At 36.7% G+C, this 19,713-nt stretch carries 16 protein-coding genes; 10 read left to right on the forward strand and 6 right to left on the reverse strand.

Translation table 11 applies throughout. The features are described from left to right. The first annotated feature begins 1 nt into the window (after nt 1). The 4 genes from ACF3OB_RS05455 to ACF3OB_RS05470 all read left to right on the forward strand — a co-directional run bounded on the left by ACF3OB_RS05455 (nt 2) and on the right by ACF3OB_RS05470 (nt 4,441). A complete protein-coding gene (locus ACF3OB_RS05455; RefSeq protein ID WP_042006737.1) occupies nt 2–976 on the forward strand; it encodes an HlyD family secretion protein in 975 nt (324 codons plus the stop codon). A 394-nt stretch (nt 977–1,370) separates the two neighbouring features. After that, entirely contained in the window at nt 1,371–2,033 is a 663-nt protein-coding gene (locus tag ACF3OB_RS05460) for a class I SAM-dependent methyltransferase (RefSeq protein ID WP_095912210.1), read from the forward strand. Between the two features lie 76 nt (nt 2,034–2,109). Then, nucleotides 2,110–3,273, forward strand: coding sequence for an ABC transporter permease (locus ACF3OB_RS05465; protein ID WP_392448685.1), 1,164 nt, complete (start codon nt 2,110–2,112; stop codon nt 3,271–3,273). Next, on the forward strand, nt 3,260–4,441 hold the full coding sequence (locus ACF3OB_RS05470; RefSeq protein WP_392448687.1) for an ABC transporter permease: 1,182 nt from the start codon (nt 3,260–3,262) through the stop codon (nt 4,439–4,441). Before ACF3OB_RS05465 ends, ACF3OB_RS05470 begins: the two co-directional genes overlap by 14 nt. A 433-nt stretch (nt 4,442–4,874) precedes the next feature. Here ACF3OB_RS05470 and ACF3OB_RS05475 read toward each other — a convergent pair whose 3' ends face one another. After that, nucleotides 4,875–5,321, reverse strand: a complete 447-nt coding sequence (locus ACF3OB_RS05475; protein ID WP_042006730.1) for a PepSY-like domain-containing protein — start codon at nt 5,319–5,321, stop codon at nt 4,875–4,877. A gap of 145 nt (nt 5,322–5,466) precedes the next feature. Here ACF3OB_RS05475 and ACF3OB_RS05480 point away from each other — a divergent pair, with 145 nt between their 5' ends. Both ACF3OB_RS05480 and ACF3OB_RS05485 read left to right on the forward strand, forming a co-directional pair. After that, the gene (locus ACF3OB_RS05480) at nt 5,467–6,585 is read left to right on the forward strand and encodes a glycosyltransferase family 1 protein (RefSeq protein WP_172914745.1); all 1,119 of its coding nucleotides are present in this window, start codon (nt 5,467–5,469) and stop codon (nt 6,583–6,585) included. A 70-nt stretch (nt 6,586–6,655) separates the two neighbouring features. Beyond that, complete coding sequence (locus tag ACF3OB_RS05485) at nt 6,656–7,177, forward strand: mechanosensitive ion channel domain-containing protein (protein WP_042006727.1); 522 nt, start codon at nt 6,656–6,658, stop codon at nt 7,175–7,177. A gap of 167 nt (nt 7,178–7,344) precedes the next feature. Here ACF3OB_RS05485 and ACF3OB_RS05490 read toward each other — a convergent pair whose 3' ends face one another. The 4 genes from ACF3OB_RS05490 to ACF3OB_RS05505 form a co-directional block, all read right to left on the reverse strand. Beyond that, a complete protein-coding gene (locus tag ACF3OB_RS05490; RefSeq protein WP_042006726.1) occupies nt 7,345–8,070 on the reverse strand; it encodes a head GIN domain-containing protein in 726 nt (241 codons plus the stop codon). Nucleotides 8,071–8,115: 45 nt separating this feature from the next. Continuing rightward, nucleotides 8,116–9,213: a hypothetical protein gene (locus ACF3OB_RS05495; protein WP_172917556.1), complete on the reverse strand. Its 1,098-nt coding sequence runs from the start codon at nt 9,211–9,213 to the stop codon at nt 8,116–8,118. Nucleotides 9,214–9,280: 67 nt separating this feature from the next. Then, a complete protein-coding gene (locus ACF3OB_RS05500) occupies nt 9,281–9,769 on the reverse strand; it encodes a hypothetical protein (protein WP_042006724.1) in 489 nt (162 codons plus the stop codon). Continuing rightward, nucleotides 9,756–10,376, reverse strand: coding sequence for an RNA polymerase sigma factor (locus ACF3OB_RS05505; protein ID WP_392448689.1), 621 nt, complete (start codon nt 10,374–10,376; stop codon nt 9,756–9,758). The genes ACF3OB_RS05500 and ACF3OB_RS05505 overlap by 14 nt, the downstream gene beginning before the upstream one ends. A gap of 160 nt (nt 10,377–10,536) precedes the next feature. Between ACF3OB_RS05505 and ACF3OB_RS05510 the strand changes: the two genes are divergently transcribed. From ACF3OB_RS05510 to trpB, 4 genes are all read left to right on the forward strand, one after another. Beyond that, on the forward strand, nt 10,537–12,723 hold the full coding sequence (locus tag ACF3OB_RS05510; protein ID WP_042006720.1) for a glutamine synthetase III: 2,187 nt from the start codon (nt 10,537–10,539) through the stop codon (nt 12,721–12,723). 186 nt (nt 12,724–12,909) lie between these two features. Then, on the forward strand, nt 12,910–14,175 hold the full coding sequence (locus ACF3OB_RS05515) for an aspartate kinase (RefSeq protein ID WP_392448691.1): 1,266 nt from the start codon (nt 12,910–12,912) through the stop codon (nt 14,173–14,175). Nucleotides 14,176–14,258: 83 nt separating this feature from the next. After that, nucleotides 14,259–15,584: a tRNA lysidine(34) synthetase TilS gene (tilS, locus tag ACF3OB_RS05520; protein WP_392448693.1), complete on the forward strand. Its 1,326-nt coding sequence runs from the start codon at nt 14,259–14,261 to the stop codon at nt 15,582–15,584. 235 nt (nt 15,585–15,819) lie between these two features. Continuing rightward, entirely contained in the window at nt 15,820–17,022 is a 1,203-nt protein-coding gene (gene trpB / locus ACF3OB_RS05525) for a tryptophan synthase subunit beta (RefSeq protein ID WP_392448695.1), read from the forward strand. 147 nt (nt 17,023–17,169) lie between these two features. On the opposite strand, the gene ACF3OB_RS05530 is transcribed toward trpB, so the two are convergent. After that, a complete protein-coding gene (locus ACF3OB_RS05530) occupies nt 17,170–19,569 on the reverse strand; it encodes a heavy metal translocating P-type ATPase (RefSeq protein ID WP_392448697.1) in 2,400 nt (799 codons plus the stop codon). Nucleotides 19,570–19,713: the final 144 nt, after the last annotated feature.

Raw genomic sequence — 19,713 nt, forward strand, 5'->3', positions numbered from 1 at the left:
AATGAAAGGAAAAAGAATTTTTAAATTAATACCAATCATAATCATTATCGTCATTGCTATTATTGCCATAAGTTCATTATTCCGAGCAGAAGAGCATTATTGGCAAGGTCAAGCAGAAGCAAAACAAATTAATGTAGCTCCAAAAATTCCAGGACGTGTTGATAAGATTGTAGTTCAAGAAGGACAATCCGTTAAAAAAGGAGATTTGCTTTTAAGCATTGAAACTCCTGAAATTAATGCAAAATTAGAACAAGCCAATGCTGCTCACAACGCTGCTCAAGCTCAACTTAACAAAGCTAACGCAGGAGCTAGAAGTCAGCAAATACAAGGTGCGTACAGTCTTTGGCAACAAGCCAAAGTTGCTGCTGATTTTGCAGAAACTTCATACAAAAGAGTTGAAAATATGTTCAAAGAACAATTGGTTTCTGCTCAAAAAAGAGATGAGGTCTACACCAAATACCAAGCAGCCATACAACAAGCCAATGCGGCAAAATCACAATACGACTTGGCTTTGGCAGGAGCTCAACAAGAAGATAAACAAGCAGCTAAAGCTTTGGTTGACAAAGCTCAAGGAGCCATAAACGAAGTTACTTCCTACAAAAACGAATCGAATCTGTACGCCCCTTTATCTGCTGAAATTCAAAAGATTATACCCAACGAAGGAGAATTGGTCAATACAGGCTATCCCATTATTACCTTGGTTGATTTATCAGATATTTGGGTAGTTTTGAACATTCGTGAAGATTTTATGGGTCGTTTCCAAAAAGGGACTAAATTCAACGCTTTTGTTCCTGCTTTGGACAATCGAGAAATTACCCTTGAGGTTAAACACATTGCCGTAATGGCTGATTTCGCTACATGGACAGCAACCAAATCACAAGGCGATTTCGACCGGAAAACCTTTGAAATCAAAGCATATCCAGTAGAAAAAGTAGAGGGATTGTTACCCGGAATGTCTGTTTTAGTTAAACAATAACCAAAAGTAACAAAAAGTATCGGAATGAAGAGGGAACGACTTCTAAATTTTAGAACAAAAGTTCATAGAGAGATGACAATGATGACTGTGGAAGAGTCGTAATGAAGAGGGAACGATAACTTTTTGTTTGCAAATATATTATACTGTTTTATTTTCAAAAACTATTATGCAAAATAATGAAAATGTTTCAGATACATTCGTATTTTGGTCGTGTTATAAAAAGTATGATGAAAGTCCTGATTGTCAGGCTGAGCGTAGTCGAAGCCCTATAATTACAAGGCTTCGACTACGCTCAGCCTGACAAAGACACTTTCTTTTTTAAGGCATCATACTTTTTACATCACCTCCCGTATTTTAATTACTTTTGAAACGTCTATGCATTTTCACAAAAACAATGAATCAAGAGGAAAAATTTGAAGAACTTGCCAAACAATTGAAGAATCCTTTTGGAGAGAAAGGACTACAGGTAGCTCAAATGATGAGCGACACCAATACGGCAATGACACTCAATACAGTGGATTTGTTAAACCTTCGTCCTGATGATTTGCTTTTGGAATTAGGGCACGGCAATTGTCAGCATTTGAAAAATATTTTTGAAAGAGAAACGGATATAAAATACCATGGATTGGAGGTGTCTGATTTAATGCATATTGAAGCTAAAAGAATCAATCAGGAGTACATAAAATTAGGAAAAGCCTTTTTCCATAAGTATGGAGGGGGAGTTCTGCCTTTTGCTAAAGAATCTTTTGAAAAAATATTTAGTGTGAATACCATTTATTTTTGGAATGACACGCCACGGATGTTTGATGAACTTTTCCGAGTGTTACGTCGTTTTGGTATACTGAATGTCACTTTTGCCGAAAAAATATTTATGACAACGTTGCCCTTTTCAAGATTTGGTTTTACACTATATGACCAAGAAGAGGTCATTGAGTTTGCTCTAAAGTCAGGGTTTAAACACCTGAAAACTCAAATTCACACCGAAAGTATTCAAAGTAAATCAGGAGATATAGTGAACAGAAAGTATTTGATAACAAGTTTTCTAAAACCCGAGTGATATTTTCATAAAATGAACTTTTCTTCCGAAGGAATAAAATAAAAATCTATAAGAGGAAGAAACTAAATGCTACAAAATGGGATTACGTACAATTTTTATAAAAGAAGCTAAACAATTATTGACATCGCCCAAACGGTTGATGATGGCTTTAGGGCTTCCAGTTTTGATTTTCGGCTTCTTTGGATACGCTTTTCAAGAAGACACGCCAAAAGATTTGCCTGTATTAGTAACTGATTATGACCAATCGGCAATGTCAAGGCAACTGATACGATGGCTTGACGCAACCAGTATTATGCAAATTTCAGAACAGGCAGAAAGCCCTAAAAACGCTGAAAATCAACTGCGAAAAGGAGAGGTCTATGCCTACATAATAATTCCTTCAGGATTTGAAAAAGATATTTTGCAGAATAAAACCACTCAAGCTATTTGTTATACTAACGGAGCGTATTTACTTCCTTCGGGGTTCATACAGTCAGCTTTTATCAACACCGTATCGACGCTTTCTGCTGGGATTAATCTGAATAAACGAACTAAAAAAGGAGCTTCCTACCAGCAAGCCTTTGCCGAAGTTCAATCCATAAAAAACGATACCCACTCACTTTATAACCCTTACAAAAACTATAATTATTTTTTGAGTTTAGGGTTCATTCCCATGATGTTTCAAATGGTAGTAATGATTGTTTCCATTTTTGCTTTGGGGCAAATGTTTAAGTATCGTACAGCTGAAATACATTTCGAAGAAGCAGGGCAAAATGCGTGGATTCTATTAATCGGCAAGTTACTCCCCTACACCATTGTTTTTGTGGTTTTAGCGTTATGTATGGATATTTACCTATTTAAAGTAATTGGCATTCCTGCAAAGGCAAATTATGCAGGAGCTACGATTTTGCTTTCATTGCTTTTAGTTATTGTTAATCAGGTGTTAGCTGTATTTTTCGTATCCTTTTTTAAAGATTTACGAATGGCACTAACCTTTGGTGGAGGCTTTACGGCGATTGCTTTTTCTTTTTCAGGATATACCTTCCCGTTAGAAGCGATGCCTGTTTTTATACAATATGTAGCTAAAATTTTTCCTTTCACACACTTTCTACAAAGTTACATAAATACCGCCATACGTGGTCTTTCGTTCTATTATTCTTGGGAAAACATTCTAGCTTTTTGCTTGTTTATCAGCACAATAACTATTTCTTTCCCTAAATTTGTAAAACTTATTAAACAAAACGGCTATGAGAAGAATTAGCAGAGTGACATATGCTTATATGCAGGAAATGAAGCGGATTATTTCAGATTCTGCCGTATGGGTGTCGTTTTTTATCATTTCAATAATCGTTGCTTGGGCATATACCTATGTGTACTCATACGAGGTGACCAATGACGTTCATATAGCTGTAGTAGACGAGTGTAGAACTAGCGAAAGCAGACAGCTAATACGAATGATAAATGCTACTGAGCAGGTTTCGGTAAGTGAAAGTCCATCGGATTTTGATGCAGCTCGAGAACTGTTCTACCAAGGGAAAGTTCACGGTATAGTTGTCATCCCACGTGATTTCTCTGAAAAGATTTATAAAAAAATGCGCCCCTCTGTTTCGGGGTATTACGATGTAGCCTATTTTATTTACTACAAACAAGTATATAAAGCTGTAGCTACCTCCATCGCTTATATGAATGCAGGTATTGAACTAAAGGGACTTACGGCACAAGGGATTTCAAATCACCAAGCGATGAATACAATTAAAGCAATCAATGCACAGACTGTAACGCTTTTTAACCCTAACGGAGGATATGCAACCTTTGCAATGCCGATGGTGTATCTACTTATTATTCAAACTCTTTTACTCACAGGAATTGGACTTCTCGGAGGAACACAACGCGAAAAGAAAGAGTTTTTGCAAAATCATTACACCGTCAGAACCATCCGTGGAGTCATTGCAACTTTACTCGGAAAAGCAGGAAGCTACTTAACTATAGCGTTACTGTACATTACCATCGTACTGGGAATTATTATGCCTTTTTTCGATATACCTCAACGAGCTAAGCTAATAGACGTATATTTGTTTATGCTACCGTTTTTCCTAAGTGTTGCCTTTATGGGCTTATTCTTAATTCGGTTTTTTAAACATCGTGAAGATGCCGTAATGACCATTTCGTTCACCTCTATCCCCTTTTTGATACTCAGCGGTATCTCTTGGCCTGTGGAATCATTGCCCAAATTATTACAATTTTTATCGCAATTTATCCCCAGCACAACCGCTATCAAAGGGTTTGTATCACTAACGCAAGGAGGCGTTGCGCTTACTGACATTCACGATATGTATTTAAAAATGTGGTTAATATGTCTTTTTTATTTCGTTTTATGCGTTTTTTTCTTTAATAGTTACCGCAAGAAAAATGAAAACGAACTTGTTTAAAAGTTAATTAAATTCGACGTGTTTAAAATAATAAAAGCGAAGCTACCCGAAAAATAAACTTCAAACAGAATCTTATAAAAAAACAGTGATTATCAATCATTTATTCTTTTTAGAATTTTATCAAAATTAAACTTTTCGGACAACTTCTAAAACTATCATCTTGAACATCGATTGTATTGATAACAAGTTGCTCCTCAGCAGAACTTGCTTCCTCTTCCAATCAACGCACTGAGTTTACAACTATTTAAGCAAATAAAAAAACACCATTTTTTAGCACATTGCCAAAAAAAGAAGCCGTCCTCTTCGGACAGCTTCTTTTCATTAACTGTTTTGTAGACAAGAAACTTCTTCTAATCAAGTCTCTGTGTTGGTAACCGATTGAAAAGTATGTTAAATCAACTTCAATTAGATTTACACACAGAGAAAAGTCTGGTTAGTCATCAATTCTAACAAATCTTCCTTTGCTATTGAACTCTAAATCCAAACCGTTTGAAAGCTCCACTTCGTACCCTCCAGACTTACGACGTTTGATTTCTCTAACAGTCGTATTTTGAAAATACTTGGTAATATGTTGGCTTATAGCTACAGGAATGATGTTTGCGGGAACATTTCCTGTTCTCGATTTCACCTCTTTCCAATCACCATTAGAACGGAATTCAATTTCTGAGCCATCGTTGAACGTCACATTGTATTCTTTTTGAGAAAAATATTCAGTTTCTTCCCAAATTGCTGCGATGTCTAAACCTCCAAAATTTTCTTTAAGTAAAGTTTGTGCCTTAGCTGGTAGTTGCTCCAAAGTAAGGATTTTGTGCTGAGCTGTTGCTACAGAAGTCGCAAAAAGAACAACCATTAGTGTTCCAAGTTTTTTCAGTGTTTTCATGTTATATCTGTTTTAAATAAATTATGGGACAAATTTAGAAAATAATTTTGAAAAAACAAAAATGATTAAAAAAAAATAAGGAATTTTTTTTTGAAGATAAAAAAAAGACGTACTTTTGTAGGCAAATGAAAATGATTGGTTAGGTATGAAAATAGGCTTCGATGCTAAAAGAGCGTTTCACAACATGCGGGGATTAGGGAATTACAGTCGTGATTTGATTCGCATACTTCAAGAACAACAAATGTTTGAATTGGTTCTATTCAACCCGAAACCCAAAGTACACTCTGGTGTTAGGATTGATGGACACACGAAAGTTATCACTCCCAAATCGTTTTTTTGGAAAAAAATGAAAAGCCTTTGGCGTATGCTAAAAATAAGCCGATTGGCACAGACAGAGTCTTTAGATTTGTATCATGGACTTTCCGGAGAAATTCCGTTTGGAATCCAAAAACACACTCGAACAATCGTAACCATTCATGATTTGATTTTCGTTCGTTATCCGCAGTGGTATTCATTTTTTGACAGGAAGATGTATTTTTGGAAATTCCGTCAAGCAGCTCAAAAGTCGCATCACATCATCGCCATTAGTGAACAAACTAAACGCGATATCGTTGAGTTTCTTGGAGTACCCTCTGAAAAAATCTCTGTCGTATATCAGGGATGTCATGAAGCTTTTAAAAAAAAATACTCTCCTGAAATTAAAAAACATACGCGTAAAAAATTTGCTCTTCCCGAGCGTTTCGTACTTTATGTGGGAGCCATCGAACCTCGCAAAAATGCCTTAGAAATAGTCAAAGCCATCAAGGATTTAGACATCGCTTTGGTATTAGTTGGTAAAAAAACAAAATACTACGATCAGATTGAAGCTTATTGTCGTAAACACCAAATGAAAAATCGAGTGATAGCACTTAAAAATGTTTCTATGGAAGAATTAGCTGTAATTTATCAGCTATCCACCATCTTTTGCTATCCGTCTATTTTTGAAGGATTTGGAATACCAATTGTGGAGGCTTTGTTTTCAAAAGTGCCAGTGATTACTTCACAAGGAAGTTGCTTTTCAGAGGCTGGAGGAGAGGATAGTATTTACATCAATCTCAACAATGCTACTGAAGAAATCAAACGGGCGATTATTGCAATTACTTCAGATGATGAAAAACGCTTACAGATGATTGAAAAAGGATTTAAACACGCTCAGAAATTTACAGACAACTCTGTTTATCAAGAACTTATAAGCGTATACAACAGAGTAAGAACAATTGATTAGGATATGTAGAACATTTCATCCGTAGTTGTTCTTTATTTCATATCTTTGCAAAACCAAAAATATAAAACGTATGTTTGTCCTTAATTTTTTAGAAGCCTACACCAATCAAATAATAGCTTCTGTTGTATCCATCGTGATTTTAGTGATCGTCCGAAGTATTTCTTTCTCAATTGTGGAACGCGTAGCTAGAAAAGCAAGTTTTCTTGAAAATCGTACCAATTTAGTTAAGCGATACATCAGCTATCTGATTTTCACATTTATCGTTATCTTATTGATTTCGGTTTGGGGAATTGAGCGTGATAAATTATTTTTATTTCTTTCCTCTGTATTGACAGTTATTGGAGTGGCTTTTTTCGCTCAGTGGTCTATTTTGAGTAATATCACTGCGGGGGTGATAATTTTCTTTTCGTTTCCGTTTAAAATAGGTGATAAGATTAAGTTTATTGACAAAGAATTTCCTATTGAAGGCGAAATCTTGGATATTAAATCTTTTTATACTTTATTGAGAACCTCTGAAGATGAGGAAATATGTTTACCTAACAATCTTTTGTTACAAAAAGGAATTTCCATCGTGTCGAATGTTAAGAGATAGTTTATACTATTTTTTTATCTCAAATTTACTGTTTTAACTACATAGATACATAAATTTTATACATTAAAAACTTCTCAGAAGCTCAACTTGGGAGGCTTCTGAGAAGTTAATACAATTTTGCTTTAAAGTATTTGAACGATGTTTTTTCTGATTTCTCAAATTAGCGTTTAGGGTATAAATCGAATATCGCCACTGCCCATTACTTTTGAGTCTCTCTTTTTTGGATTTCCTTTTATGGCAATATCTCCCGAACCTGAAACCCGAGCTTCAACGTTTTCTGTCACAAAAGTTGTGATGTCGCCAGAGCCATTCACTGTAACTTTTGCGTTCGTAGCAGTAAGTTTTTCTGCATCCAAATCTCCCGAACCCGTCAATTCGGCTTGAAGTTCTGTAACAGAACCTTTGGCTTCAAGATCTCCTGAACCGACAACACTTAGGGATAATTGTTTTGCTTTAACGTTGATTTTTAAATCTCCCGAACCCGCCAATTCACAAGAGAGTTGTTCTACTTTCAAAAGGTCTTTTAGCTCTACATCTCCCGAACCTTTCTGTAATATTTTTTGTAGCGATTGATCAACGGGAACATACACTACAACTTTGTGTTTCAGGGTGTAATTATTTTTCGGATCAAGCCTGATGCTGAGTTCCCCATTTTCAACTTTAGTGAGGATATACTGCAGAATATTATCCGAAGCCTCCACACGAATGCTTCCAACCTTACCCTCTGTGAGTACTACGTACAGATTCCCGATATTGCTAACCTTGGTGTATGCCTCCGTGGTGCGATTTTCTACCTTAACGTTTCCGTTATCTTTGATAGTTTCTTTCAAAAAGAATTGACCATAGCTTGTCGCTGAAAAAGCGATAAACAAAAATGTAAAAATGTTTTTCATGATTTATCTGTTATTTATTTGATTATTAGAAATTTATATGTTTTTTTATTCTTCTGTAATGGAAACACCACCATAGTCAGATTCAATCCGAAACAGATTGTTTGCCTTTCCTTTGCTTCCTTTGACGTATTTGCTCGTTTGCCGATGGTCTCTTTCAGTAAATGGAAGATTATCAGGGGTTCTCAAACTTGCGTACGAAGTTGAAAAATAATAATTGAACGACCAATTCCGATGATAGTTAACAGAAATACTAGCGTAGCTACTTTTCATGCTTACCGATTTTGTTGTAGGTAAAACCTCCTTAACAATAACCCTTCCGTAATCAGAATCGACCGAAAGTTGGTTGCTAATTTTTCCTATAGAAACGTTGGTGTAATCACTTTCCAAGCTCAGAAAATCAGCTTCATTAATGTCAAAATTTCCGTAAGAAACGTCAGCTTGGAGTTGTTTTATGCTACCCAGTTTTAAGTTCGTATAACTTGCTTCCAAGTCTACCTTATCAGCTTTTTCAACAAAAATGTTTGAATATGAGGCGTCCATATCAATATATTTTATTGATTCCATATTTGCTTTTGAGATATATTCCAAATCAAGTTTTGCATTAGCCAATACCTCTCCCAATTGTAGGTTGCCGTACTGAGCGTCAATTTTCACATCGTGTTCAATTCTGTTTAAGAAAATGTTTCCGTACTTATTTTCGAGTGTAAGATGTGTTTTCACAGGTAACAAAACTTTGTAATTTATCTTCATTTGCACCGATGATTTTCTGCCTCTTAATCCAAAAAAGCTGTTACTTTCAGCAATTTGTGTTTTAGCCCATACGTCCGAAGCATTTTGGCTAAAATTGACCGAAATTTCTTTGATTCTACTTTGAGCAACACTCGGATCATTAGCACTTACTTTGATTTCGACCTCTATTTTGATTTTATCTTTTAGATTTTTATCGGTCAGCAACGTAATATCCCCATATCTATTGGACACATACAAACTCGGCGAACTACTCACCTGAAACTCTTTGCTGATTTTTTGAATTTCGGTATGTTTTTGTTCTTTAAAATAAGGTTCGTTTGCCCAGATGGACAGCGAGAACAAAAGCAGAATCGCCACTCCCCAATTCCTATTCTCAAGTAAATTTAGGAACATATTGTTTTTTATTTTAATCATAATATCTTTCATAGTTTCTAAAATTTATTTTCTGTTTACTATTATTTTAAGTTTCATTTTCTGCTCCCTGTAAAGGATTTATCATCGTTATCACGCGATTGGAAAACTGCAATTGTGTGTCAAAATTGGTGTGAATGGCAGTTATCAAGAACTCATTTTCTCCTTGAGCAATGATTTCATTTCGCAATCGTTCGTAGTCGGTTTTCATTTTATTTAGTTGATTTAGAGCGTCTTTTGCTAATAGTTCGTTGTTTGAATTTTTGATAATTTCAATATTTTCCTCAATCATCGGTAGGTAATACTGCTCCGATTCGTAAGCAACTTGAGAGGCTATTTCAAGCCGATCACCAGCATTGTAATTCCATGTGAAAGCTACGAAGATCAGCACTGCTGCAGCTATGTTTGTATAGACAATTTTACGAATAAGCGATCTTCTCTTTGTTTTTTTAGTAATATTTCTTTCCGATAGCTTTTGCAAGAAACGCTCTTCGTGTCCGTCTAAAGGTTCGTATATGTCAAATTTATTTTCGATCATGTTTCATCTGTATTATGGTTTCTCGTAATAATTTTTTAGCTCTCGAAAGCATTGTTCGGCAATTTTGGTCAGTAACATTCAAAATTTCACAAATTTCCTCATTGTCATACCCTTCGATTAGAGATAAATTCAATATAACACGTTGTTTTTCGGGCAGATTACCTAAACATTTTAATAAAATTTGTACTTCTTCTTGTTGAAAATCCCAAATTTCTTGCGGATTATCGTCTATCGCTTCGTAGGGAATCGTATCCAAAGAAATTGATACCTTTTCTTTTCGCAATAACATCAATGACTCGTTAACTACAATTCTCTTAAGCCAACTCCCGAAAGTACTTTCTGCTCGGTACGAATCCAACATTTCAAAGGCTTTTATAAACGACTCCTGCACAACATCTTCTGCTTTGTCGCTCTGTTGCAATATCCGAAAGGCAGTGTTGTACATCGCCTTTACGTACTGCCGATAGAGTGCAGTCTGTGCTTTAGGGTCTCCCCGCTTACAACCTTTTAGTATGTCTGAAAATTCGGTGGTCAAATCTGTTTTTTGGTATAAAGATGCTAAAAAAAAGAGAATGTTACAAGTTTTAGAAAAAAAACATTTCGCCATATTTTCTTTAAGTCAGATTTCAAAAGAAATTTGAAGGGTGTTTTTTTGAAATCTAACACCTGAATTTGAATATTAATTTACACACCCCTATTTTTTTGAGGGGTGTATGTTGTATTTTCATCTTCTTTTTGTAATTTTGCCCCATAAAAATCATACAACTATGCCAAATTTACGATTTCATGCCTTGAAAGAAGTGGGCAAAAGAAAGCCCGTTGTTATTACAGAAAAAGGAAAACGCTCCGAACTTTTTGGGGAAAATGTTTTCAATGAGGAAACCATGCGTCAGTATATGACTAAGGAAGCCTTTGAAAGCGTGATGAACGCCATTCAGTATGGAGCAAAAATAGACCGCAAAATTGCCGATCAAGTTGCTACAGCCATGCGTGATTGGGCTATTTCAAAAGGAGCTACTCATTACAGCCATTGGTTTCAGCCTTTAACAGGTTCAACGGCTGAAAAACACGATGCTTTTTTTGAACCGATAGGAAGAGGTAGAGCTATTGAAAAATTTGGTGGAGGTCAGTTAGTGCAACAAGAGTCAGATGCGTCGAGTTTTCCAAATGGAGGAATTCGCGACACTTTTGAAGCTCGTGGATATACGGCTTGGGATCCAACATCTCCTGTATTTATCTATGGAACAGCACTTTGTATCCCAACGATTTTTATTTCTTATACGGGTGAAGCCCTTGATAATAAAACTCCCCTATTGAAAGCCCTAACGGCGATTGACCAAGCGGCGACCGAAGTAGCTAAATATTTTGATAAAAACGTAACCAAAGTTATCTCAACCTTAGGATGGGAGCAAGAGTACTTTTTGATTGACAAAGACTTGGCAAGTACGCGTCCTGATTTGATGATTGCAGGACGTACTTTGTTGGGACATACCCCTGCCAAAGGACAACAGTTGGATGACCATTATTTTGGGTCAATACCAGGTCGTGTTTTAAGCTATATGCGTGATTTAGAGCAAGAATGTCTATTGCTGGGTATTCCTGTCAAAACACGTCATAATGAGGTGGCTCCTAATCAATTTGAGTTAGCTCCAATTTTTGAGGAAGCCAATTTAGCGGTAGATCAGAATTCCCTTTTGATGGATGTGATGAACAAAGTTGCTGAGCGACATGATTTTATAGTTTTATTTCACGAAAAACCATTTGCAGGAATTAACGGTTCAGGGAAGCACAACAACTGGTCATTGGCAACGGACACAGGAGTAAACCTATTAGCTCCAGGAAAAACACCTATGAAAAATCTACAATTCTTGACCTTTTTCATCTGTACGATCAAAGCGGTATGTGAATATGAAGAATTATTACGAGCTTCGGTAGCCTCAGCAAGTAATGACCATCGTTTGGGAGCAAATGAAGCTCCTCCGGCTATCGTTTCGGTATTTATCGGGCAGCAGTTGACTAAAGTGCTGGACGAATTGGAAGATGTTTCCACAGGAAAGCTATCTCCCGAAGAAAAAACAGACCTAAAACTCAATGTTGTAGGAAAAATCCCGGATTTATTTTTAGACAATACGGACAGAAACCGAACCTCGTCATTTGCTTTCACTGGAAACAAATTCGAGTTTCGTGCCGTAGGCTCAAAAGCAAACTGCGGAAAACCTGTAACAATCATCAACACCATCGTAGCAAAACAATTGATTGACTTCAAAAAAGAGGTGGATGTTTTAATCGAGGAAAAAGGATTGAAAAAGGACGATGCAATCTTCAACGTGCTACGTGAGTATATCAAACAATCCAAAAAAATACGTTTCGAAGGAGACGGATACAGTCAAGAATGGGAAGAGGAGGCGATGCGACGTGGGCTAAGCAACAATAAAACTACGCCCGAAGCCTTGAAAGCTAATGTCTCAGAAAAAACAATACAACTTTTTGAATCCATGAACGTTATGACAAGAGTTGAATTGGAAGCTCGTTATGAGATTGAGTTGGAAGAATATGCTAAAAACATCCAAATTGAAGGACGTTTGATCGGGGATATTGCTCGAAATCACGTAGTTCCCACCGCAGTCAAATATCAGAACACACTTATCGAAAACGTCCGTGGGTTAAAAGAAATTTTTGGAGATGGTTATATGGACGTTGCTTCAGAGCAGGTAGAGCTTATTAAGCGAATTTCTGAACATATCAAAGTGATTCACAGTAAAGTAGATGATATGATAGAGGCTCGTAAAAAAGCTAACAAAGCCAAAAACGCAGAGGAAACCGCTAAAATTTACTGCAACGAGGTGAAACCGTTTTTCGATCAGATACGTTATCACTGTGACAAGCTTGAGATAATGGTTGATGATGAACTGTGGACATTGACAAAATATCGCGAGTTGCTATTTACGAATTAGGGAATAGTGAGTAGGGGCGTACTGTAAGTACGCCTCTTTCTGTCTTATGAGATCCAAAAAAAGTGTTTTGTCACAAAATGTTACAATAAAAACAAAAAGTTATTTTATTGAATAATTCACAGAAAATTCTTTTTCGTATTTCGATTTTATGTACTTTTGCAACGAAATCAAAACAAATAATTTTTTATGCAAATATTCAAATTCGGAGGGGCATCTGTCAAAGATGCCGCTGGGGTTCGCAATGTAGCCTCAATTTTGGAACAGGTTGGATATTCTGACACCCTCATCGTGATTTCCGCAATGGGGAAGACTACCAATGCATTGGAAGATGTCATTTACGCTTATTTTAAGGATAAATACATCCTTAATGACACCATTAAAGTCATAAAAGATTTTCATTATAACATCATAAAAGAACTTTTTTCGAATGAAAATCATCCCGTTTATTGGAAAGTAGATGGGCTTTTTGCCGAATTAGAATCTTTTTTGGAAAGAAACAAGTCTCCAAAACACAGTTTTGTGTACGACCAAGTGGTAAGTTTTGGGGAATTACTTTCTACAACCATTATCAGTCAATATTTGAATGACACTGGCATAAAAAACACCTGGATTGATGTGAGAAATCTCATAAAAACCGATAGTAACTATCGTGATGGTAGTGTGAATTGGGAAGAAACCCAAGAGAACATTACCAACAGCGTCAACAAATCATTATTGAACATTACTCAAGGGTTTTTAGGGAGTGATGCTAACTTTTTTACCACCACGTTAGGACGCGAAGGATCGGACTATACAGCCGCTATTTTTGCCTATTGCCTGAACGCAAGCAGTGTGACCATCTGGAAGGACGTTCCAGGGGTGTTGAATGCTGACCCACGCTATTTCGAAAAAACACAATTGTTGCACAAAATCCCGTATAAAGAGGCTATCGAATTGGCGTTCTATGGAGCTTCGGTAATTCACCCGAAAACCTTACAGCCTTTGCAACAGAAGGAGATACCGCTATACGTTAAATCATTCATAAACCCAACGGCTACAGGAAGTGCTGTTTGCAATGTAGCGGAACTGGAACCAAAGGTGCCGTGTTTCATCTTGAAAAAAGGACAAGTGATGATTTCCCTTTCGTCACTGGATTTTTCGTTCATTATGGAAGATCACATAAGCTACATTTTCAAGCAACTGCATGATGCTAAAATGAAAGTGAGCGTTATCCAGAACTCAGCTATTAGCTTTTCCGTTTGCGTGGATAATAAATTCGACACGCTCACTCATCTGTTGGAAAAGTTAGAAGCCAAATTCAGAGTATCGGTAGCGGAAAACGTGGATCTTTACACCATCCGACACGCTACGGAAGAGGCTATCGGTGAGGTTGAAAACAACAAGAATGTATTGTTAAAGCAAGTGCTAAAAAACACGGTACAGATTGTCGTTAGCAATAATTCGGAAAAATAATCAGTTTTGTTTCCTACAATACTGAAAATGAGGTTTTACCGTTAATTTACAGGTTCTTTGGAGGTGTAAAAATCGAACAACAGATGTTAGATTTAGAGAATCATATTACCCGTTACTCGTTGCTAAGCAAACGAGTGTTGGTCGCCATTAGTGGAGGACTTGACAGCGTTGTGCTTACGCATTGTTTATATCGGTTGGGGGTTGATATTATTTTGGCTCATTGCAATTTTCAGTTGCGAGGTGCGGAGAGCGATGCCGACCAACAGTTTGTTGTTGATTTTGGAGATAAACTCAACATTGAAACCTTGGTGAAGCGATTCGATACAAAAAAATATATATCTGAAAATCAAACAAATACACAGTTAGCTGCTCGGAAACTCCGCTATGAATGGTTTGAAACTGTTGCTACCGAAAAGCAGTGTGATTACATTGCCGTAGCACATCATGCGGATGATAATTTGGAAACTTTCATCATCCATCTTTCGCGAGGCACGGGCTTAGACGGATTGCTGGGAATACCTCCGAAAAACGGTAAAATTATCCGTCCGTTATTGGCTTTTTCTCGTGATGAATTGTATCGATATGCTATTGAAAATCAGCTTTCTTGGCGAGAGGATAGCTCCAATGCTTCCGATGTGTATTTGAGAAACAATATCCGGCATCATATTTCGCCAAAATTGAAAGAACTACACCCTACGTTTATTCAAAATTTTCAACAAACTCTCTTTCATTTGAAACAAACGGCGGATTTCGTTGATTTTCATATCTCTGAACTCAAAAAAAACATATTTACTGAGGAAAATAATCGTATCTTCGTGGATTTGGAAGTATTGAAACAACTCCAAAACATTGATTTTGTGTTGCATAAGTTGTTTTATCCGTATGGATTTTCAAATCTTCAGGATTTGAAACAATTGTTAGAATCCGAATCGGGGAAGCAATTATTCTCTTCGTCTCATCGTCTGCTAAAAAATCGGAATCAATGGATTTTAGAATCTAAAACCGAAATTTCTGAAGAAATTTATCAAATCAAAGAATTTTCCGAATCCATTGATTTTCCGATAAGGTTGCATTTTGATTTTGTTGAGGAAGTTGGTGAGTTTTCCGACAATCAAATTTTTGTAGATGCCGATTTGATAAACTATCCCTTGGTGATTCGTCACAAAAAAGATGGAGATTATTTCTACCCATTTGGGATGGTCGGAAAAAAGAAACTCAGCAAATTTTTTAAGGACGAAAAATATTCTTTGATAGAAAAGGAACAACAATGGCTACTTTGCTCGGGAGCGGACATCGTTTGGGTGGTTGGTAGACGTCTTGATAACCGATTCAAAGTAACCAAAAATACGCGAAAAATCCTAAAAATTCAATTTTTCGAAAAAAAAATACAATTTTATTTGGAAGAATAAAATGTTTTTTCGTACATTTGCGCAAGTTATTTGAATCGAAGGAATGATTTATACATTTACATATAAAAATTGGTGGAACAATTACAATCTCAACAAGGGAAGGTAATTGGGTTTTTGTATTGTAATCATATCGCTCACATAATTAAAGTTAAGAACAAACAAAAGTCGTTAGGTCTTCCTAACGGCTTTTTTTGTTGCCAAAAATAAAGAAATTAACAATTAAAACATATTTAAAATGGAAAATCAATTCAAAAAACAGCCACAAACAGAGGTTTCGCCTGTGGCTAAAATGTTGGAAAATAACGGAACTTATGGCGTTTATGGCGGGGCGTTTGTGCCTCCTGTTTTGGAAACTCAACTGAAAAAACTCAGTAACTTTTTTGATCAGATCACCCAAACGGATGAGTTCAGAACCGAATTTATCGATGTGTTAAAAGATTTTGTGGGTAGGCCATCGTCTCTTTACTATGCTAAAAACCTGAGTGCATATGTGGGGTCAAAAATCTATTTGAAGCGTGAAGACCTGAATCACACTGGCTCCCATAAAATTAACAATGCCGTTGGACAAATTTTGTTGGCTAAAAAAATGGGTGCTAAAGAAATTATTGCCGAAACAGGTGCAGGACAACACGGCGTGGCAACCGCAACGGCTTGTGCTTTTTTGGGATTGCCTTGTAAAATATTCATGGGGGCTGTGGACATGGAACGCCAAGCTCTCAACGTTCGACGAATGCGACTATTGGGAGCTGAAATCGTAGCTGCAACCACAGGAAATCAAACACTTAAGGATGCTGTAGACTCCGCTTTGGACTATTACATCAATCATCCAGATAGTTTTTATTTGTTAGGCTCACAAGTAGGGCCTCATCCGTATCCTAAAATGGTGGGATATTTCCAAAGCGTGATTGGCAACGAGGCTCGGCAACAAATTCTAAACAAAGAGGGACGTTTGCCCGATAGCGTTATCGCCTGTCTTGGTGGAGGGTCAAATGCTATTGGTCTGTTTTCAGCTTTTATTGACGATCCTCAGGTCAAAATGTACGGAGCCGAAGGCGGAGGAAAAAACATAGCTAACAACACCGCCGCTACGCTCAATTATGGAACTCCAATCGTTTTCCAAGGAACGTACTCCTACTGCTTAACTGATACGGACAAAAATCCAATCGCTTCAAAATCAATAGCAGCAGGATTGGATTACCCCGGAATTAGTCCACAACATGCCTACCTGAAAGACAGCCAAAGAGCTTCCTATTTTTCCGTGACCGATGAGGAGGCAATCGAATCCTTCAAACTCCTTGCCCGATTGGAAGGTATCATTCCCGCCATTGAATCGTCTCATGCGGTGGCATTGGCCGTAAAACTATTGAAAAACAAAAACAGCCTTTCAATCGTAAATCTGTCAGGAAGAGGAGATAAAGACGTGGAAAGAGAAATGTAAAAGCATTCATTATCCGAAAACTACCGAAAATTTCAAATAAACCACATAGAAAAAACTATATATCTATGTGGTTTATTTTTAATATATTACATATGAAATATTGAAATACTTATGTTTTTATTTTGTAAAGAATAATCACAAAGCATTTTACTTCCCTAATCTTTTGACAGAGGCTACATTAGCACTAATAGTAGTAAAAAGAACAATGGTTATTGAACTTAAAGGCATCAAGATGGCTGCCACCAAGGGCGAAAGCAATCCCAGAACAGCAAAGGTTATTCCCACCATATTATAGAGGAATGATAGCACAAAACTACCTTTAATGATTTGCATTGATTTTTTCGTAAGTGCCATAAAAACATTCAATTGCTTGATTTTTGAAGCGTCCATAATGCCATCACAAGCAGGTGAGAATACATTTACATTTTCAGAGAGAGCGATGCCTACATCACTTTGTTTTAAAGCTCCTGCATCATTCAATCCATCGCCTACCATCATCACTTTTTTACCTTTTTCTTGCAAATGTTTAATGTAAAGCAATTTATCTTCAGGTTTTTGATTAAAAAGAAGAATAGAACCCTTAGGTAATATTTTTTCCAAGTTCATCTGTTCGCTTTCATTATCACCTGAGAGAATAACAATTTCATAATCAGATGATAATGATGTAAACAACTCCGAAATCCCATCGCGATAGGAATTGTGGAACACAAAACATCCTTTATAAACATTATCTAAGGACACGTGTACGCTGGTCTTCAAGTTGTTGTGTTCTACGTGTTTCCCTACAAAACTCGCTGATCCAATTTTCACAGCAATACCTTCAACCGTAGCTTGGATTCCTTTTCCTGTAATTTCTTCGAAATTATCAATAAGTTTGGAGTTGTCCGAAACCTCCAAAAAGTCATAGACCTGACGGCTCAACGGATGATTAGAATTTCGCAATGTATTCTTTACAACTCGCTGTTCATTAGGGGTTAAGCTAATACCTTCGTAGGTTAAATCAGATTTATTAGCTGTGGTGATAGTTCCTGTTTTGTCGAAAATAATGGTGTCAATTTTTGCCATTTTTTCGATTACTTTACTGTTTTTGAGGTATAATTTACGCTGACCAAAAATCCGAAGCATATTTCCCAAAGTAAACGGAGCTGAAATGGCTAATGCACACGGACAAGCAATGATGAGTACTGCTGTAAATACGTTTAGTGCCATCACAGGAGCTGAAATTCCCCAGTAAGCACGTAAAATCCAAACGAGTAACGAAATTAACGAAATGGACAAAATGATGATGGTAAAGTATTTACTAACTTTATCTGTTAAAGATTTAAAATCATCATCTTTGTCTTTGTTGAATACATCATTGCTCCAAAGTTGGGTCAAATAGCTTTGTGAAATTCCTTTAAGAGCTTCTATTTCAATGGCTCCTTGCGTTTGTTTTCCACCTGCAAAAAGTTTATCTCCACTGAGTTTCTGCATCGGATCAGCTTCACCGGTTACGAAACTGTAATCGATATGTCCTTCACCACGGATCAGAATTGCGTCCACTGGGATAAGTTCTTGATTGCGAATCAGTAGCCTATCGCCTTGTTGAATGTCGTAAACCTGAACGCTTTCTTCCTTTCCATCGGGGTGAATTTTGGTTATTCCAATCGGAAAATAACTTTTGTAGTCGCGCTCAAAGGAGAGAAAGTCATAAGTGCGTTGTTGAAAAAACTTGCCTATTAACAATAGGAAAACCAAGCTGTTAAGGCTATCGAAAAATCCTTGCCCCGAATCTGTTAATATGTCGTAGCAACTACGGACGAACATTGCTAAAATTCCTAAAGCTAAAGGGATGTCAATATTCAAAAAACCACTTCTGACACCCTTATACGCTGAAATAAAATAATCCGAAGCCGAGTAAAACATCACGGGTAATGAAAGAAAAAACATCAGCCAACGGAAAAAAGGTTTGTACTGTTCAATCCAAAATTCATCAGCCTCAAAATACTCGGGAAAGGACAGTAACATCACGTTTCCAAAAGCAAAAGCTGCCACCCCTAATTTGTAGTAAATATCGCGATTTGGATTGTTTTTTTTGGATTGATAATCATCCAAACTGATGTAAGGTGAATAACCAATATGAGCTAACAGAAGTACTAACTCTTTAAGGGTTAGCATGTCAGCGTTATAAGTGATGCGTACTGTTTTCTTAGGGAAATTTACCAAAGCTGTGGTTACTCCTTTGTGCAAACGATCCAAGTTCTCAAGAACCCAAATACATGAACTACAATGAATATGAGGAATATACAAACTGACAACTTGAACGTTGCCGTCGTTAAATTCCAGTAGTTTATCTACAATTTTTTCATTGTCCAAGAAAGCATATTTTTCCGAAGAAGCCTCCGGACGGGCTCCTGGGGTTTTTTCAAGGTCGTAGTAGGAAGTTAAATTATTTTCTGATAACAGTTCATAGACCGTTTTACAGCCTAAGCAACAGAAAATCTTATCGTCAAGTTCCAACGGACGACTATCGCATTCATTGCCACAATGATAACAAGTATTCGACATAAATTACATTAGAGGTTAGGAAATAGCTCTCACGGATTAAGATTGAGAAAAACCTTGTAATTCTCCTTTCGCTAATTTTCTTTCGGGCACATTACCTACTATATAAAGTGGCAAAGTTACAAAAAAATTATGACTTCTATTACT

Source organism: Capnocytophaga canis (assembly GCF_043187445.1).
GTDB classification, from domain to species: Bacteria; Bacteroidota; Bacteroidia; order Flavobacteriales; family Flavobacteriaceae; genus Capnocytophaga; species Capnocytophaga canis.

Excerpts from the sequence above, each read along its gene's own strand:
- ACF3OB_RS05455 (WP_042006737.1), top strand. The coding sequence starts at position 2 with ATGAAAGGAAAAAGAATTTTTAAATTAATACCAATCATAATCATTATC.
- ACF3OB_RS05460 (WP_095912210.1), top strand. The coding sequence starts at position 1,371 with ATGAATCAAGAGGAAAAATTTGAAGAACTTGCCAAACAATTGAAGAAT.
- ACF3OB_RS05465 (WP_392448685.1), top strand. The coding sequence starts at position 2,110 with ATGGGATTACGTACAATTTTTATAAAAGAAGCTAAACAATTATTGACA.
- ACF3OB_RS05470 (WP_392448687.1), top strand. The coding sequence starts at position 3,260 with ATGAGAAGAATTAGCAGAGTGACATATGCTTATATGCAGGAAATGAAG.
- ACF3OB_RS05475 (WP_042006730.1), bottom strand. The coding sequence starts at position 5,321 with ATGAAAACACTGAAAAAACTTGGAACACTAATGGTTGTTCTTTTTGCG.
- ACF3OB_RS05480 (WP_172914745.1), top strand. The coding sequence starts at position 5,467 with ATGAAAATAGGCTTCGATGCTAAAAGAGCGTTTCACAACATGCGGGGA.
- ACF3OB_RS05485 (WP_042006727.1), top strand. The coding sequence starts at position 6,656 with ATGTTTGTCCTTAATTTTTTAGAAGCCTACACCAATCAAATAATAGCT.
- ACF3OB_RS05490 (WP_042006726.1), bottom strand. The coding sequence starts at position 8,070 with ATGAAAAACATTTTTACATTTTTGTTTATCGCTTTTTCAGCGACAAGC.
- ACF3OB_RS05495 (WP_172917556.1), bottom strand. The coding sequence starts at position 9,213 with ATGTTCCTAAATTTACTTGAGAATAGGAATTGGGGAGTGGCGATTCTG.
- ACF3OB_RS05500 (WP_042006724.1), bottom strand. The coding sequence starts at position 9,769 with ATGATCGAAAATAAATTTGACATATACGAACCTTTAGACGGACACGAA.
- ACF3OB_RS05505 (WP_392448689.1), bottom strand. The coding sequence starts at position 10,376 with ATGGCGAAATGTTTTTTTTCTAAAACTTGTAACATTCTCTTTTTTTTA.
- ACF3OB_RS05510 (WP_042006720.1), top strand. The coding sequence starts at position 10,537 with ATGCCAAATTTACGATTTCATGCCTTGAAAGAAGTGGGCAAAAGAAAG.
- ACF3OB_RS05515 (WP_392448691.1), top strand. The coding sequence starts at position 12,910 with ATGCAAATATTCAAATTCGGAGGGGCATCTGTCAAAGATGCCGCTGGG.
- tilS (WP_392448693.1), top strand. The coding sequence starts at position 14,259 with ATGTTAGATTTAGAGAATCATATTACCCGTTACTCGTTGCTAAGCAAA.
- trpB (WP_392448695.1), top strand. The coding sequence starts at position 15,820 with ATGGAAAATCAATTCAAAAAACAGCCACAAACAGAGGTTTCGCCTGTG.
- ACF3OB_RS05530 (WP_392448697.1), bottom strand. The coding sequence starts at position 19,569 with ATGTCGAATACTTGTTATCATTGTGGCAATGAATGCGATAGTCGTCCG.